20 protein-coding genes and 1 pseudogene are annotated in these 14,041 nt (G+C 37.6%); 10 read left to right on the forward strand and 11 right to left on the reverse strand.

Annotated elements, in window-relative coordinates:
* Positions 1 to 8 precede the first annotated feature (8 nt).
* Both BK585_RS19755 and BK585_RS19760 read right to left on the reverse strand, forming a co-directional pair.
* Complete coding sequence (locus BK585_RS19755) at positions 9 to 248, reverse strand: hypothetical protein (protein WP_170885656.1); 240 nt, start codon at positions 246 to 248, stop codon at positions 9 to 11.
* 89 nt (positions 249 to 337) lie between these two features.
* Positions 338 to 574, reverse strand: coding sequence for a YuzB family protein (locus tag BK585_RS19760; RefSeq protein ID WP_078555645.1), 237 nt, complete (start codon positions 572 to 574; stop codon positions 338 to 340).
* Between the two features lie 200 nt (positions 575 to 774).
* Between BK585_RS19760 and BK585_RS24750 the strand changes: the two are divergent.
* Positions 775 to 930: pseudogene (locus BK585_RS24750) on the forward strand (TetR/AcrR family transcriptional regulator); the annotation flags it as partial.
* A gap of 408 nt (positions 931 to 1,338) precedes the next feature.
* Positions 1,339 to 2,406 (forward strand): NAD(P)/FAD-dependent oxidoreductase, encoded by a 1,068-nt coding sequence (locus tag BK585_RS19765; RefSeq protein WP_342744319.1) that lies wholly within the window; start codon positions 1,339 to 1,341, stop codon positions 2,404 to 2,406.
* A 224-nt stretch (positions 2,407 to 2,630) separates the two neighbouring features.
* On the opposite strand, the gene BK585_RS19770 is transcribed toward BK585_RS19765, so the two are convergent.
* Positions 2,631 to 2,936 (reverse strand): YuzD family protein, encoded by a 306-nt coding sequence (locus BK585_RS19770; protein ID WP_078555647.1) that lies wholly within the window; start codon positions 2,934 to 2,936, stop codon positions 2,631 to 2,633.
* Between the two features lie 168 nt (positions 2,937 to 3,104).
* Here BK585_RS19770 and BK585_RS19775 point away from each other — a divergent pair, with 168 nt between their 5' ends.
* Positions 3,105 to 3,335: a NifU family protein gene (locus BK585_RS19775; RefSeq protein ID WP_078556937.1), complete on the forward strand. Its 231-nt coding sequence runs from the start codon at positions 3,105 to 3,107 to the stop codon at positions 3,333 to 3,335.
* A 312-nt stretch (positions 3,336 to 3,647) separates the two neighbouring features.
* On the opposite strand, the gene thrB is transcribed toward BK585_RS19775, so the two are convergent.
* From thrB to BK585_RS19790, 3 genes are read right to left on the reverse strand one after another with little or no spacing between them, the layout of a single operon-like run.
* A complete protein-coding gene (gene thrB, locus BK585_RS19780) occupies positions 3,648 to 4,568 on the reverse strand; it encodes a homoserine kinase (protein ID WP_245805872.1) in 921 nt (306 codons plus the stop codon).
* On the reverse strand, positions 4,565 to 5,629 hold the full coding sequence (gene thrC / locus BK585_RS19785; protein WP_078555648.1) for a threonine synthase: 1,065 nt from the start codon (positions 5,627 to 5,629) through the stop codon (positions 4,565 to 4,567). The genes thrB and thrC overlap by 4 nt, the downstream gene beginning before the upstream one ends.
* A 2-nt stretch (positions 5,630 to 5,631) precedes the next feature.
* Complete coding sequence (locus BK585_RS19790; protein WP_078555649.1) at positions 5,632 to 6,927, reverse strand: homoserine dehydrogenase; 1,296 nt, start codon at positions 6,925 to 6,927, stop codon at positions 5,632 to 5,634.
* 138 nt (positions 6,928 to 7,065) lie between these two features.
* On the opposite strand from BK585_RS19790, the gene BK585_RS24660 reads away from it, so the two are divergent.
* Entirely contained in the window at positions 7,066 to 7,197 is a 132-nt protein-coding gene (locus BK585_RS24660) for a hypothetical protein (protein ID WP_281248933.1), read from the forward strand.
* Here BK585_RS24660 and yutH read toward each other — a convergent pair.
* On the reverse strand, positions 7,189 to 8,235 hold the full coding sequence (gene yutH, locus BK585_RS19795; RefSeq protein ID WP_078555650.1) for a spore coat putative kinase YutH: 1,047 nt from the start codon (positions 8,233 to 8,235) through the stop codon (positions 7,189 to 7,191). The genes BK585_RS24660 and yutH overlap by 9 nt on opposite strands.
* A gap of 152 nt (positions 8,236 to 8,387) precedes the next feature.
* On the opposite strand from yutH, the gene BK585_RS19800 reads away from it, so the two are divergent.
* From BK585_RS19800 to BK585_RS19810, 3 genes are all read left to right on the forward strand, one after another.
* On the forward strand, positions 8,388 to 8,888 hold the full coding sequence (locus BK585_RS19800; RefSeq protein WP_078556941.1) for a phosphatidylglycerophosphatase A family protein: 501 nt from the start codon (positions 8,388 to 8,390) through the stop codon (positions 8,886 to 8,888).
* A gap of 353 nt (positions 8,889 to 9,241) precedes the next feature.
* Entirely contained in the window at positions 9,242 to 9,598 is a 357-nt protein-coding gene (locus BK585_RS19805) for a DUF3231 family protein (RefSeq protein ID WP_078555651.1), read from the forward strand.
* A gap of 105 nt (positions 9,599 to 9,703) precedes the next feature.
* The gene (locus BK585_RS19810; protein ID WP_245805873.1) at positions 9,704 to 10,237 is read left to right on the forward strand and encodes a DUF3231 family protein; all 534 of its coding nucleotides are present in this window, start codon (positions 9,704 to 9,706) and stop codon (positions 10,235 to 10,237) included.
* 108 nt (positions 10,238 to 10,345) lie between these two features.
* Here the strand turns inward: BK585_RS19810 and BK585_RS19815 are convergent, their stop codons facing one another.
* Genes BK585_RS19815 through BK585_RS19825 form a run of 3 tightly spaced genes read right to left on the reverse strand, consistent with a single transcriptional unit; the run spans position 10,346 to position 12,231 of the window.
* Positions 10,346 to 11,110, reverse strand: coding sequence for a TIGR01457 family HAD-type hydrolase (locus BK585_RS19815; RefSeq protein WP_078555652.1), 765 nt, complete (start codon positions 11,108 to 11,110; stop codon positions 10,346 to 10,348).
* Between the two features lie 12 nt (positions 11,111 to 11,122).
* Positions 11,123 to 11,764, reverse strand: coding sequence for a helix-turn-helix transcriptional regulator (locus BK585_RS19820; RefSeq protein WP_078555653.1), 642 nt, complete (start codon positions 11,762 to 11,764; stop codon positions 11,123 to 11,125).
* 23 nt (positions 11,765 to 11,787) lie between these two features.
* The gene (locus BK585_RS19825) at positions 11,788 to 12,231 is read right to left on the reverse strand and encodes a DUF86 domain-containing protein (protein WP_078555654.1); all 444 of its coding nucleotides are present in this window, start codon (positions 12,229 to 12,231) and stop codon (positions 11,788 to 11,790) included.
* Between the two features lie 143 nt (positions 12,232 to 12,374).
* On the opposite strand from BK585_RS19825, the gene BK585_RS19830 reads away from it, so the two are divergent.
* From BK585_RS19830 to BK585_RS19840, 3 genes are all read left to right on the forward strand, one after another.
* A complete protein-coding gene (locus BK585_RS19830) occupies positions 12,375 to 12,833 on the forward strand; it encodes a hypothetical protein (protein ID WP_078555655.1) in 459 nt (152 codons plus the stop codon).
* Between the two features lie 92 nt (positions 12,834 to 12,925).
* Entirely contained in the window at positions 12,926 to 13,192 is a 267-nt protein-coding gene (locus BK585_RS19835) for a DUF3055 domain-containing protein (protein ID WP_078555656.1), read from the forward strand.
* Positions 13,193 to 13,298: 106 nt separating this feature from the next.
* The gene (locus BK585_RS19840) at positions 13,299 to 13,526 is read left to right on the forward strand and encodes a cytosolic protein (RefSeq protein WP_078556945.1); all 228 of its coding nucleotides are present in this window, start codon (positions 13,299 to 13,301) and stop codon (positions 13,524 to 13,526) included.
* A 112-nt stretch (positions 13,527 to 13,638) separates the two neighbouring features.
* Here BK585_RS19840 and BK585_RS19845 read toward each other — a convergent pair whose 3' ends face one another.
* Positions 13,639 to 13,938, reverse strand: a complete 300-nt coding sequence (locus BK585_RS19845; protein ID WP_078555657.1) for a YutD family protein — start codon at positions 13,936 to 13,938, stop codon at positions 13,639 to 13,641.
* Positions 13,939 to 14,041: the final 103 nt, after the last annotated feature.

The raw sequence follows: 14,041 nt of genomic DNA on the forward strand, positions 1-14,041 counted from the left end.
TAACATCCTCACTTTCTCAGCGCTTGATTCGTCCAAAAGTAATCTTCATCTGCTTCTATAATTGTCATTCTTCCTTTACAACATGGCATAATGAGTAAGGTCTTTACTCCATCAAGTGCATTTTCAAGGTCACGCTTTTTCATGGATGTTAGGACATTGTCGCTTCCACAATAGGGACAAGTGTGTATATATATATCACCCATTACTTTTTCGTAAGGCCATGTATTTTCAAAAGGTATTATCTTCATACGCATGCCCCTTTCTTCACGAGCTCTTTAAACATAGTAAAACTACTATTATTGTATACTAAAAAGACTAGCCTGTGAGAAGCTAGTAATTAGAACATTGGATTTTCATCTAGGTATTTATATACATTTTCAACTAATTCTTCATTCGTTTCCCCAGATACAAAATCACCATTTACCAAAGCAAATGGAGTCACCGCACACTGTCCACAGCTTCCTAAACAGCCGTATTCTATAATATCAAGATTAGGATCCCGTTCAAGCTCTTCCATTGCCCTTTGGGTCCCACTTGCTAAGTTACTTAAACAAAATTCTATAATCGGTCTCACTTACTTCACCTCGATTCCACTCTGAGTTTTATCCTACAACCATCTATACTATAAGTCAATTGCATTTCACTATGCTACAACATTAAATTGAAAATTCAAAAGTATTTTGTTTTTAATAAGTATTCACATAATTGTTGAAAAGTTGTCACTGTATCTATATAATTTGAACTGACTCAGGTCATTTTTAGAGGAGGCACGGGATGTCCAGCATAAAAAAAGAGCTAACTAAACAAAAAATTATATATGCTGCACTTGAATTGTTTCGAGAAAAGGGGTTTGATCAGACCACAGTACTTGAAATTACCGAAAATGCAGAGGTAGCAAAAGGTACTTTTTTTAATTACTTCCCCACAAAAGAATCAATTATGAGTTCGTTAGCAGATGAAAAATTAAACTCTGTAGTAAATCACCTACAACAAGAAAAAAACCTCCCATTCTTATCCTCGTTACGTTTATACCTACACTATATATTTGCTGATTATAATTTAAATCCAGAGTTAACCGTAAAAATCTGGACTCATACTGGGCAAGATAATTCATTAATGTTAAAACACTGGGAAATGATAATTACACAAGCCATTAAACGTGATGAATGTAGCCCATTTATTGACATTACCCTTTGGAGTCATATCATACATAGCCAATTCCTGTATAGCCTGACCATGTTTAAACCAGAGGCGACAAAGGAACAGTTTATTAACAATACTATGAAGCTAATACAAGGATGTATTAGAGGAATTTCACAAAAAAGGGGAAATCCACAAATGCAAAAAATAGTTTTACTTGGAGGCGGTTATGGAGGATTACGCATCCTTCAACGTTTACTTACACCTGACCTACCACATGATGTAGAAATAATTCTAATAGAGAAAATGCCGTACCACTGTTTAAAAACAGAATATTACGCTCTAGCTGCAGGGACGGAATCGGACCTTCACTTGCGAGTAAACTTTCCAAAGGACCCACGTTTAACGGTTATATACGGCACTGTTGAATCCGTAGATATTCACACCAAGTTGGTCTATTTAGAAGATAATACTCCAGTTACGTACGATACTCTTATTATAGGACTTGGTTGTGAAGATAAGTACCACGGTGTACCAGGCGCTCCAGAACATACGTTAAGTATCCAAAGCATGAGTGCTACTAGAAAGACCTTTGAAGTGCTGAGCAACGTTAAACCAAATGGCGTCGTATCAATTGTCGGTGCAGGTTTGAGTGGCGTTGAATTAGCAAGCGAGCTGCGGGAAAGTCGCTCTGATTTAACGATTAAGCTTTTTGACCGCGGTGAAATCATTCTTAGCATGTTTCCAAGAAGGCTAAGTAATTATGTGCAAAATTGGTTTCTTGACCATGGCGTTGATGTAATTAATCGTTCTAACATTACGTTGGTTGAGGAAAACATCCTTTATAATCACGATAAGGCAATTGAATCAGATGCAATCATCTGGACAGCTGGAATTCAGCCTAATAAAGTCGTACGCGATTTAGACGTGGCCAAAGATAGCCAAGGTCGTGTAATCATCACTCCACATCACCATTTACCAACGGATGAGAACGTATTTGTTGTTGGTGACTGTGCAAGCCTTCCTCATGCTCCGAGTGCACAGCTAGCGGAAGGCCAAGGGGAACAAATCGTAAGTGTACTAAAAGCAAGATGGACTAATACACCTCTTCCTGAAGTGCTTCCGAAGATTAAACTAAAAGGCGTGTTAGGTTCCCTCGGGAAAAAGCATGGTTTTGGAATGATGGGAGAACGTACGTTAATTGGACGCGTACCACGTGTATTAAAAAGCGGCGTGTTGTGGATGTATAAATATCATAGTGGATGATAAAAAAGCGACCTAGTCGCTTTTTTTAGAAGCAAGGAGCGTAGCCACTGCCTTTTTTTAAGTGTTTTACAAGTGTCTTTCTTGTAAAACACTCGCAGTGTGCGAAGCCCTTGCATATCCTGAATTATCTTGCAAGACATCTATGAATCATATGATTTTTTTATCCTTCTACACTAACAAAAACAGTGACTACGTCATTTTGACGTTGCCACTGTTTTTACGTTTTACTTTTGTTTTTCTTCTATCTTTTCTAAAATCATTTTAAGTTTCGGACTTCCTTCTGCAACAACCTCATCTTCAATAACAACCAAAGGATAAAAATATACATCCGATTGGATGGCTGATGCAAAGCGTTCATCCATATCAGTTTGAGGTTCATAAATATCTACATAGCGAACGAGTATGTTTTTATCAGGATATTTTCGTTGTAGAGCAGCATCCAACCACTCCATCGTATCTTTCGCAGATGGTAAATGTACACAACTTGCACATTTTTCTTCAGCCCCATATACCGTAATTTCTAATGACATCACATGACTCTCCTTCTTTTCTAACTATTGCCATCATACTATCTTCACTTTAAAATGCCAAACCCTTTCTACATTACCTTAGAAAGGCAGAAGAACTTTCTTGAGGCTTGATTATAGATTTTTTCTGTGAGGGATAATATAATGGAAGGAGAGAAAGGAGTGTTACACATGGAAGAAATGAAAGAACAAGTACAAGAAGTTTTAGATAAGCTTCGTCCATTCCTTCTTCGCGATGGTGGCGATGTAGAATTTGTAGATATTGAAGATGGCGTTGTAAAAGTTCGTCTTCTAGGCGCTTGCGGATCTTGCCCAAGTTCAACAATCACTCTTAAAGCAGGTATTGAGCGAGCGTTATTGGAAGAAGTACCAGGTGTCAAAGAAATCGAACAAGTATTTTAATTCAATAAAAGTGTTTTCCTTTTATTGAATTCAGCAATGCGCGACCCGTTGTTTTTATATCCATGTATGAGCGCTTTTCTCATACATGGATGACAACGTGGGAGCCATTGCTTTTTTATGTTTGTTATAGCTAACGGACACAGGAGACCTTATTTTCATAAAAATAGCTTCAAAACATATGTTTTTCGTAAAATAGAGGACTCACAGTCCGTTAGCTTCAGAATTTCTCGTTTTATTGACAAATAGCGGACTCAAGGTCCGCTAACAGAAAAAGAAGGAGTTAATCCGAATCGATTATCTCCTTCTTTTTCTTTATTTTACTGACATCGGAATTTTTTCTACGACAACTCCATTAGCATCGGGTTTTACTAGCTCTGTAGCAAACTGTGGAAATCTTTCATTTAGCTTTGCTTCGAGCTCAATCCCTTCACCTAGCTTCGTAAAGCAAATAATTGCTGGACCAGCTCCACTTAAAGCGGCTCCATAAGCTCCTAGTTCATGAATGCACCCAAGAACGTCTTCTAGTCCTGGGACAAGATCCTTGCGATACGGATGATGGAATACATCACGAACCATCATTTTACCTGCAAGCTCCCAATTTCCTTGAAGAATTGCCGCAACCAACACATTGGATACACTACTTCCTAGAATAGCTTGGCGGTACGGAATTTCTGTAGGCAGAACTCCTCTTGCTTTTTTCGTCATTAATTCTTCTTCTGGAACAAGCATAACAATATCAATCTCAGGTACTCCACAATAGACAACATGTGTATCTTCATCCGTATGAGAACCAATTAATAATCCACCATAAACAGATGGAGACACATTATCCGGGTGACCTTCCCAAAGACTTGAAATACGAACTTTATCTTCATTCGTCAAATTGAGTTCTAATAATTGGTTCGCTAATTCAATTCCAGCAATAATCGCTGATGCGCTACTACCGAGGCCACGCGCTAACGGAATTGTGCTAGCCATTTTAACCTCACACGGAACGGACTCCATCGTCTGGTCATATTTCACCGCCACATGCTCAGCTACTTCATAAATTAAATTATCCTTACCTTCTGGCACACCTTTTACTGTATCGGTTGTAGCTATAAAGCGCCAGCTATCATTTTTTGTAACAGTTAGTGTCAAATAGCGATTTACCGCAATCCCAATCGAGTCAAAGCCTGGTCCTAAGTTTGCCGAGCTTGCAGGTACTGTTATGACCATACTGCCTTCACTCACTGGTGGACACCACCTTTAATATGCGCTAAAAACGCTTCCTCACTGTTAGGTAATACTGTCGGTTTCACTGTAACTGCATCAATGGCTGTGTTCGGGTCTTTTAATCCATTTCCAGTAAGAACACATACAATTTTTGAGCCTTTTTTAATCTCTCCTGAAGCTAGTTGCTTACGAAGACCAGCAATTGAAGCACAAGAAGCTGGCTCTGCAAAAATACCTTCTCTACTTGCTAGTAGTTGGTATGCAGAAAGAATTTCTTCATCTGTTACAGAGTCAATTTTACCGTTAGATTCTGTCGCAGCTGCGACAGCTTGCTTCCAGCTTGCAGGGTTTCCAATACGGATTGCAGTTGCAATTGTTTCTGGGTTTTCAATGATTTCATTTCGAACGATGGCCGCTGAACCTTCTGCTTGGAATCCTCTCATTACAGGAAGACCTGTTTGTTTCTTTTCATTGTATTCCTTGAAACCTTTCCAATACGCTGTAATGTTCCCAGCGTTTCCAACTGGAATCGCTAAAATATCAGGTGCTTGCCCTAGTACATCGCAAATTTCAAATGCTGATGTTTTTTGCCCTTCAATTCGATAAGGGTTTACAGAATTTACAAGTGTGATTGGCTCTTGTTCACTAATTGTACGAACAATGTTTAATGCATTATCAAAGTTCCCTTGGATTTCTAAAACTTCCGCACCGTACATCACCGCTTGAGCTAATTTCCCTAATGCAATTTTCCCTTCTGGAATAACAACGATACAACGAAGTCCCGCTCTTGCACCGTACGCTGCAGCTGCTGCTGACGTATTTCCAGTAGACGCACAGATGATTGTTTTACTTCCTTCTTCTTTTGCTTTAGCAACGGCCATAACCATTCCACGGTCCTTAAATGAACCAGTAGGGTTAGCTCCCTCTACTTTTACATAAACTTCAACGCCCCATTCCTCAGATAAATTAACAAGAGGAATTAATGGCGTGTTTCCTTCTCTTAATGATAACATTGGTGTATTTTCATTTATTGGTAAAAAATCCTTATATTCTTCTAATAAACCTTTCCAGTGACTCATGTTTATTTGCCTCCTTCAACGCGGTAACTGCTCTCAACGGACTGCACTACGTCTAATTCGTTTAATCGTTTATAAATGTTTTCATATGTTTTCTTAGTTGTTTGATGAGTAATAATAATGATTTCAGCTAACTCCGTTTCTTCAATAGGGAGCTGTAGTAATTTTTCAAAACTAATATCATGCTCAGCAAATAAAGAAGTAATCGAAGAAAAAGTTCCTGCTTTATCAGCGACATGGAGACGTAAGAAATACTTTGATTCAATTTCCTCGTCAGTCTTTAATTGTTTTTCATGCAATGGCGCAGTAATGCTTCTTCCGGTTACACCAAGACGCATATTTTTCATAACTGTCACTAAATCTGAAACAATCGATGTTGCTGTCGGTAATGACCCTGCACCAGGCCCGTAAAACATTGTCTCGCCTACCGCTTCACCGTACACATAAACGGCATTGAACTCATCATTAACCGCAGAAAGTGGGTGCTCATTAGGAAGAAGTGTTGGTTGAACACTTACTTCAACTCTTCCTTCATTACGTTCTGCAATTCCAATTAGCTTAAGCGTATAGCCTAATTGCTCACAATAATGTAAATCATCCGTTGTAACTGTTGTAATCCCGCGGACCACGACATCTTCTAGATCAATATCCATTGAAAATCCTAATGTCGCTAAAATCGCCATTTTGCGGGCAGCGTCAAGACCTTCCACATCTGATGTTGGATCGCTTTCAGCAAATCCTAACTCTTGCGCTTCTTTTAGAACTTCATCATACGAACTTCCGAACTTACTCATTTTTGTTAAAATGAAGTTTGTCGTTCCATTGACGATACCCATCATTTTTGTAATGCGATCTGATGATAATCCTTCAACAAGAGTACGGATAATTGGAATCCCGCCCGCAACGCTTGCTTCATAATATAAATCACAGTTATTTTCAGAAGCTAATCTTAAAAGTTCCGCACCATGTAATGCCATTAAATCTTTATTTGCAGTTACTACATTCTTTTTATGTTGTAGTGCTTGAATGATATACTCTTTAGCTTCCTTAATGCCACCCATTACTTCAATGACTACATCAACTTCAGGATTGGCATATACATCTTCTGCTTTTTCCGTGAGCTTCTCTTCGTCTATTTCAACCGAACGTGGTTTATTTATATCTCGCACAAGTACCTTTTCAACCGTAATTGGGCAGCCCACTTGATGGATAAGTTCCTTTTGGTGGCCTTCGATAATTTGAATGACCCCACTACCAACTGTTCCTAACCCTAATATTCCAACTGAAATGCTCTTTTCCATCCGTATCCACTCCTGCCACATACTATTAATCTATAAAATGTATTCCTTAGAAATACAATTGTGTTTTTATAATGGACATTATATGCTTTATTGCGTATGTTTACAATACTGTTTTGAAAAATAATGAAAAATCCGCTAATGTCTAAATTATTATACCATAAGCTTGTCCAAACAACCGATATTTTACATGTTCAAATCTATCCATCAACACAAAAACAATGGTTGCCAAAAGAATTATCCCTTTGGCAACCAACACAGTATTTATCTTAAGTATGGTTGCCTTTCTTGCAACCAGTCAACCATCGGTAAATTCCCCTGATACGTAGGCAATTGAAGTTCGGTAAAAAACGACCTCAAAAATTGTTCATTCTTAATTTCCTCATCAAGTACCGTTATAAATTGCTTTGCATAATACTCTTGAGATGTTGACAAATGATAGCGATAATACCCCTCTACTACCTCAAAGTAATGGAGCGGAAACAACAAACGGGCATAAACCATTCTCCAACTATACTTTGATAAAGGCCGTCTTTGTTCATAGCCATCAAGGAATGAAACAACCTCAGAAAAGGAAGCTTTCTCTTCAATGATTTTAAAACGAATCCATTCAGCTACATCTCGACTTGGATGGTCATAAATAAACTCTGAAGGTAATTTTACATATGTTTCTGCTCCTTCTTCTGGACAAAGCCATGAAGAATCGGTAAAGCGTTGGTGGCAAATGACAGCCTCATCTCTCGACCTGTATTGTTCATCTATATCACTATCGACGACATACTGCATTGCGTTTTCACATAATCCCATGTAATAAGGAAAGGTTAACACAAACGCCTCATCTATCTCATTCCGAGGTTGTTTAAATACTTGATTATACCAGTTCTCTAGTTGTTGGAGCCTCTGTTCCCAAAGTTGCTTCCATTGCCCATAGTATTGTTGACTTTTTCGATTCACTTGAAAGTTAATTCCACAGTCGTGAAAGTAGGCTAGCCTTGCACCTAACTCCATTGTTGAAAAATCTTTTTTTTGGTCCGCTACTGTTGGAAGATAAATAAGATATCCTTCATCCCCATCAATCTGAGCAGAAACTTTCTTTTGAACTGTATATATGAACTGGCCAACTAAGTTCTCTCCATTTTGAGTTAAATGTTGAGCCATTTTCATTTGTTCATCTACTGGGTATCCACTCGTTTCAAGATGAGGTATAAAGACATACGTATTTCCATTCGAACGAAACGCTTCATAATTCCCAACAATGAAACGGTCCTCACAATATAATTGATAATGGTCATATATGTTCCTTTCAAACAAATCAACCCACCCCTTATGACAAAAATGTCCTTACTGATGTTTATGCAAAACAAAGTATGATTAAAGCTATAATTCCATAAACTGTTCATATATGGACATTTTTTTTCGTAAAAACGGGTAAAGAACAGAAAATCATAAATGAGGTGGTCAATCTGAGTAATTATAATCAATCAGGGGAAATCGAAAAAATCGCACGTAAATGGTTACATGACAGAGGCGTTACTATTGAAGATATTGCGGACCTAGTTTATTTTCTTCAAATTAAATTTGTCCCTGATTTAAAAATTGAACAATGCACAGAACACGTTGAAAAAGTATTACGAAAACGCGAAGTTCAAAATGCAATATTAACTGGAATTCAACTTGATATTTTAGCTGAACAAGGAAAACTTGAAGAGCCTTTACAAAACATTATCGAAACCGATGAAGGCTTATATGGCATTGATGAAATTGTAGCTTTATCGATCGTAAATGTTTACGGTTCAATTGGTTTTACCAACTATGGCTACATCGATAAAATTAAACCCGGCATCTTAGAAAAGCTAAACGATAAAGAAGGCGAACAATGCCACACATTTTTAGATGATATTGTAGGCGCAATAGCAGCAGCCGCTTCAAGCCGTCTCGCCCACAGCTTAGCAGGAACGGAATAAGAAAAACCGCAAAGCGGTATTTGATTAATTGCGATGTGCGGAGCCACTGCCCTCTTTTGAAAAAGTGCTTTAATAAGTGTATTTCTTATTAAGTACGCGCAGTGAGCGAAGCCATCGCCCTTCCTGAACTAGCTTATAAGACATCTATGAGCGAGCAACTAAATTTTTATACTTTCCTATCAGTTAAAAAAACCTCTAGCGGTCCTTTTAAAAAAAACGACAGAGTCGGAAGCCACTGTAAAAGTACAAATCAACTTTTTCAGTGGCTTTGATTTTGATGCTATCCTAAGCAAGGTATAAATACAAAGAAATAGCAAAGGATAACATATAGTTCTAATTAAGGAGAGAAAAACATGAGGGTCAACCACCAAACTAGACTAACCTCTTCGGAAATTGCAGCTCTTTGGAGTAGTTGCCAAAACAATAGTATGTCAGTCTGTGTTTTTAAGCACTTTTTGCAAAATGTAAATGATGATGAGATGAAATCAGTTTTACAATTTGCATTACATATAACAGAAGAAAACCTTATCCAATCAAAAAATATCCTAAAAGAGGACAACCAGCCTATCCCAGTTGGGTTTTCAGAGCAGGATTTAAACCGAAATGCCCCCCGTCTATATTCCGATACGTTTTACCTCTATTATCTAAAGAATATGGCAAAGATCGGATTATCCGTATACGGCGTGGCTTTGGCGACTTCTGCAAAATAAAGTGTTCGTGATTTTCTAAGTCAGGCGATACAATCCTCAACGGAATTGTATAATAGAACAGCTAATGTGTTGTTATCAAAAGGCGTATTTGTAAGGCCTCCTTATGTGTCAACGCCAGATGAAGTTGATTTTATTGAAAAAAAGAACTATAAAGGCGGTCTATTAAGTCTTAATCCTAGAAGAATAAATGTTGTTGAAATTACTCATGTTTATGCCAATGTTGAAACAAACCTAATTGGACAGGTTCTTTTAACTGGACTCGATCAAGTAGCAAAATTTAAAGAGGTCCGAAAATATTGCAATAGAGGACTAGAAATAGCAACCAAACACGTTTCGCTTTTTTCGAAAATATTAACTGATGATGCCATCCCTGTCCCAATGCCATCAGACCTTGTTGTTTCTAATTCCACGGTTTCACCATTTTCAGATAAGCTAATCATGTTTCATACATCATTGTTAATACAATCGAGTACATCGAACTATGCGACAGCTGCTGCTGCTAGTTTAAGAACTGATATAGCCGCAACGTACGCTAGCGCCACAGCAGAAGTCACAAGCTACGCTAATGATAGAATTAATATCATGATCGATAATAGCTGGTTAGAAGAACCTCCTCAAATCATAAATCCTAAACACTAACGATAAACAAATTGAGACATTTCACAGTATAAATTCAGGTTTCACTAAAAATACGCTTGGATCCCTAAGCGGAACCCATGCGTATTTATTACTAAAAATAACTATTAATCACAAATTCCATTCCACTAAAGAATCGATTGAATAGGTAGGTTTTTGCTTAATGCTTTCAAGGTGTTCCTTTGTTGTGACTCCAGTATGGACGAGCAAAGTGTCAATCCCTGCACGAATTCCTGCAGTTATGTCTGTATCATAATTATCACCAATTAGCAGTGTGTTTTCCTTTGGTACCCCAAGGATTGAAGAAGCTTGGTCAATAATAATCGCTTCAGGCTTGCCAATAAAAATCGGCTTCTGGCCAGTTGAAACAGAAATGACAGATGTCAAAGCACCATTTCCCGGAACAAATCCCCGCTCTGTTGGAAGGGCAATATCACTATTCGTTGAAAAGAAAGATGCACCGGCTCGAATGAGTAAACACGCTTTTGCTAGCTTCTCATATGTAATCTCTCGGTCAATTCCAATAACGACGGCCTCAGCATCATCTTCAACAAGCTCAAATCCCTTTTCAAGCAACGCTTTTTGTAAACCTACTTCGCCAATCATATACACCCTTTGTACACTATACGATTCATGTATGAACCTTGCTGTCGCTTGACTTGTTGTAAAGACATGGGCAGGAGTCGAATGAATTCCCATACTCGTAAGTAAATCAGAAACTTGTTCTGGTGTCTTTGATGAATTGTTTGTGACGAATAAATAAGGTAGTCCTCTTTCATATAAACCATTCACAAACGTTACTGCTGCATCAATCTTTTCTTTCCCTTTATAAACGGTACCGTCTAAATCAATTAAAAACCCTTTATATTGCGACACCTTCACCCACTCCTACTCTTTTTCTGTATTTGTAATTTTATAATTGCAATGTGACGTATTATCAATGGCCATGCATGCTTTACATTCTACTTTTACAGAACCAAGTAGTTCACTAAATAATTGTTGTTCACACAAACAAGCAATTGGGTATTGCTTTGCTATCTGAGAAATTGGGCAATTAAATTCCTTAAATATATAGGAATCATCTGTTTCTTTTTCGACTTCCACCATATACCCGCTGGCATTTTGAATCGCTGCAAGTTCGTATACTCGTTTTTCAAAACTTTTGCCTTGTACACGAGGGAAGTACTCTTCTTTCATCCTTGCTTTTCTTTTTGCAAACAGATGGTCAACCATTTCTTTGCCGTTCATTTCTTCTATATCACGTAGCAAATCTAGTGTAACATTAGCATAATTACGTGGAAATGTTTCTTGCCCTGTTAGGGTTAACGAAAATAAGGCACTTGGTCGCCCCATCGGTAGACGAATAAGCTCAGAGGTTATCAAGTTTTCATTTTCTAAGGAATGTACATGCCGTCGTACTGCCATTTCGGTAATGTCTAGTTCTTTTGCTAAGGAGGTTACTGACAGTTGACCATGTCGATTTAACAGCTCCAATATCTGTTCTTTTGTTGTTGGATACTGCTTCCCCATCGTAATAACCCCTTTCAATAGCCTTATTTTTCTGGTAAAAAGGCTGAAACTGGACCTAGCTCTTTTTCTATATAGCTACGAACATTTTTGGAAAACGTCGTTATGGCTTTTTCATGATTGGTTAACAAACTTTGCAATTTGGGATGGTTTATATCAGTATATGAATACACTAACACCTTACGAAAGCGAATGACCTCTTTAAGCGATTCTGCTTCCTTTGTTGAAACGACCTTTTCGTCCTCCAAAATATCAACAATGTCCTCGTAACTACCTGGATCTCGCATGATAAAACCGTCAATCATTTGATTGCCTACATCTATAATTCCTTCAATTAAGAGCTGAGCTATTCTTTCTAAGCCTAATTTATCAATTGGTTTGTTCCATTCCTCTTGTGAACTAAACCACGTCCAGCATGACTCCATGTATGTGAGCGTTTCTTCAATTTTTTCTCGATCTACAAAATACATCGTAATCACCCTTATCTACATTCTCTTCATAGTATAGCATAATCTTTCGTGCGGTTTTTACTAGGAAGATTTAATAATAACATTGTCCATTTTTGAATAGGATGAGAAGAGATAAGAAAATGACTTCTTCTGAGGAGGACACTATGAGACAAAAGAAAAATCCGCTTATGATTCTACTTCCACTTATCATTGTCCCCCTGATATTTCTAATTATTTTCGTTATGCCAAGCGAAGCAAATCAAGCCAAAAAAACGGCAAAAGACTTTTATAAGTATGAACAAAATTGGGATTTCTCGAAATCATGGGAGCTCTTACATTCCTCCGTTCAAGCTAAATTTCCACGGAGTTCGTATATCCAAGACCGGTCACATGTTTTTATGAACCACTTTGGTGTCGATACATTTTCGTTTTCTTTAAGTAACCCTAAAAAATATAAAGAGTGGAAAATGGATGATGATGGGGAAATATATGACTTAGTTTATAAAATTGAAGTTACAAAAAAATACAACAGTAAATACGGTTATTTCGAAATCAACAAAGATGTGTTCGTCCATAAAGAAGAAAGTCGGTGGTCAATTCTTTGGGATTATAAAGAAAGATAATCACCCTTTCATGCAAAAACTTTGTGTAACCCCTTCATTTTGGTAAAATGAAGAATAGACATGGAAATCAAACGTAAGGGGGCACTTCAACTATGTCAGAACGCTTTTATTTATATGATGATACAGAACAAACAAAAACTCGGTTTGTTAGCTTTATGGGAGAAAATCAAAGGTTTGATTTAGCGATAACATCTACTTCAAGACACTATGGCAAACATTTAGTACTTGATATGCAATCAAACCGATTTGCCATACTCGGGCAAGATGATTTAGAGGAACCAGGGTATTTAGAACACGCTTATAAACTAAGTGATGAAGATACTGAAGAATTACGTTCTTTTTTATACGAAATCATTTAAGTGTAAAAACCACTTCCTACGGAAACCTTAACGGTAGGAGGTGGTTTTTTTGGACCATAAAGATAAAGAAACAGAAAGTTACACCGATTTCTCCAATGTTGAAACGATGAAAAACTATGTCCTTCCTGAACCATTCCCAGAAGGACCATATGGGTCTCCGATTAATCGTCCATTAGGAAAAAGTACTCCTTGGAAGCCAGGTCAACGTTCGTATAGCGCATTTACCTATGAAAATAAAAACTTACACCAAAACTTACCACGTAAGTTCCCGGGGGCACACCCAACTCATGACGACCCTGATAAAAACGAAGAACCACCTTATACTTCTGGATAATGAAGAAAAACCGGGCAAAAACGCCCGGTCCTTTCAATTCTTCCTCCTAACCTAAAACCGACAAGGTATTCTAAAAAAAATCCCAGCAGGAAATATCCTCTGAGATTTATTACTACACTGCAGTTTTTTTATTTTTTGGTTCCTTTACTTTCTTTAACACAAAATAAGCACATCCAAAATTACAATACTCATATAAGTATTCTGGCAACGTACTGATTTTTGTATCAAACGTCGATTTGCGATTAGTGTCTTCGAAAAAACCGCGCATGCGAAGCTGACTATAGCCCCAGTCTCCCACAATATAATCATATTTATTGAACACTTCACTATATTTTGCTTTAAATTCCTCTTCGTTCCAGCCATCTCTATAATCTTCAATTAGTTCAAAATTGACTCCTTGAATTCGAATCATACTTGAGTGACACCTCACCTATTCTAAACTCTACTCTCTATAATACCATATTTCCTTACATAAACGAAGGTCTCTCCATTTTTTTCAATCAGTAAAATCAATG

This window comes from Bacillus alkalicellulosilyticus (assembly GCF_002019795.1).
GTDB lineage: Bacteria > Bacillota > Bacilli > Bacillales > Bacillaceae_F > Bacillus_AO > Bacillus_AO alkalicellulosilyticum.

Coding starts and splice junctions, on each gene's coding strand:
- BK585_RS19835 (WP_078555656.1), top strand. CDS start 12,926: ATGTCAGAACGCTTTTATTTATATGATGATACAGAACAAACAAAAACT.
- BK585_RS19765 (WP_342744319.1), top strand. CDS start 1,339: ATGCAAAAAATAGTTTTACTTGGAGGCGGTTATGGAGGATTACGCATC.
- BK585_RS19825 (WP_078555654.1), bottom strand. CDS start 12,231: ATGTATTTTGTAGATCGAGAAAAAATTGAAGAAACGCTCACATACATG.
- BK585_RS19805 (WP_078555651.1), top strand. CDS start 9,242: ATGAGGGTCAACCACCAAACTAGACTAACCTCTTCGGAAATTGCAGCT.
- BK585_RS19830 (WP_078555655.1), top strand. CDS start 12,375: ATGAGACAAAAGAAAAATCCGCTTATGATTCTACTTCCACTTATCATT.
- thrC (WP_078555648.1), bottom strand. CDS start 5,629: ATGAGTCACTGGAAAGGTTTATTAGAAGAATATAAGGATTTTTTACCA.
- BK585_RS24660 (WP_281248933.1), top strand. CDS start 7,066: ATGTCTAAATTATTATACCATAAGCTTGTCCAAACAACCGATATTTTA.
- BK585_RS19790 (WP_078555649.1), bottom strand. CDS start 6,927: ATGGAAAAGAGCATTTCAGTTGGAATATTAGGGTTAGGAACAGTTGGT.
- BK585_RS19770 (WP_078555647.1), bottom strand. CDS start 2,936: ATGTCATTAGAAATTACGGTATATGGGGCTGAAGAAAAATGTGCAAGT.
- BK585_RS19840 (WP_078556945.1), top strand. CDS start 13,299: ATGAAAAACTATGTCCTTCCTGAACCATTCCCAGAAGGACCATATGGG.
- BK585_RS19775 (WP_078556937.1), top strand. CDS start 3,105: ATGGAAGAAATGAAAGAACAAGTACAAGAAGTTTTAGATAAGCTTCGT.
- BK585_RS19820 (WP_078555653.1), bottom strand. CDS start 11,764: ATGGGGAAGCAGTATCCAACAACAAAAGAACAGATATTGGAGCTGTTA.
- BK585_RS19845 (WP_078555657.1), bottom strand. CDS start 13,938: ATGATTCGAATTCAAGGAGTCAATTTTGAACTAATTGAAGATTATAGA.
- BK585_RS19755 (WP_170885656.1), bottom strand. CDS start 248: ATGAAGATAATACCTTTTGAAAATACATGGCCTTACGAAAAAGTAATG.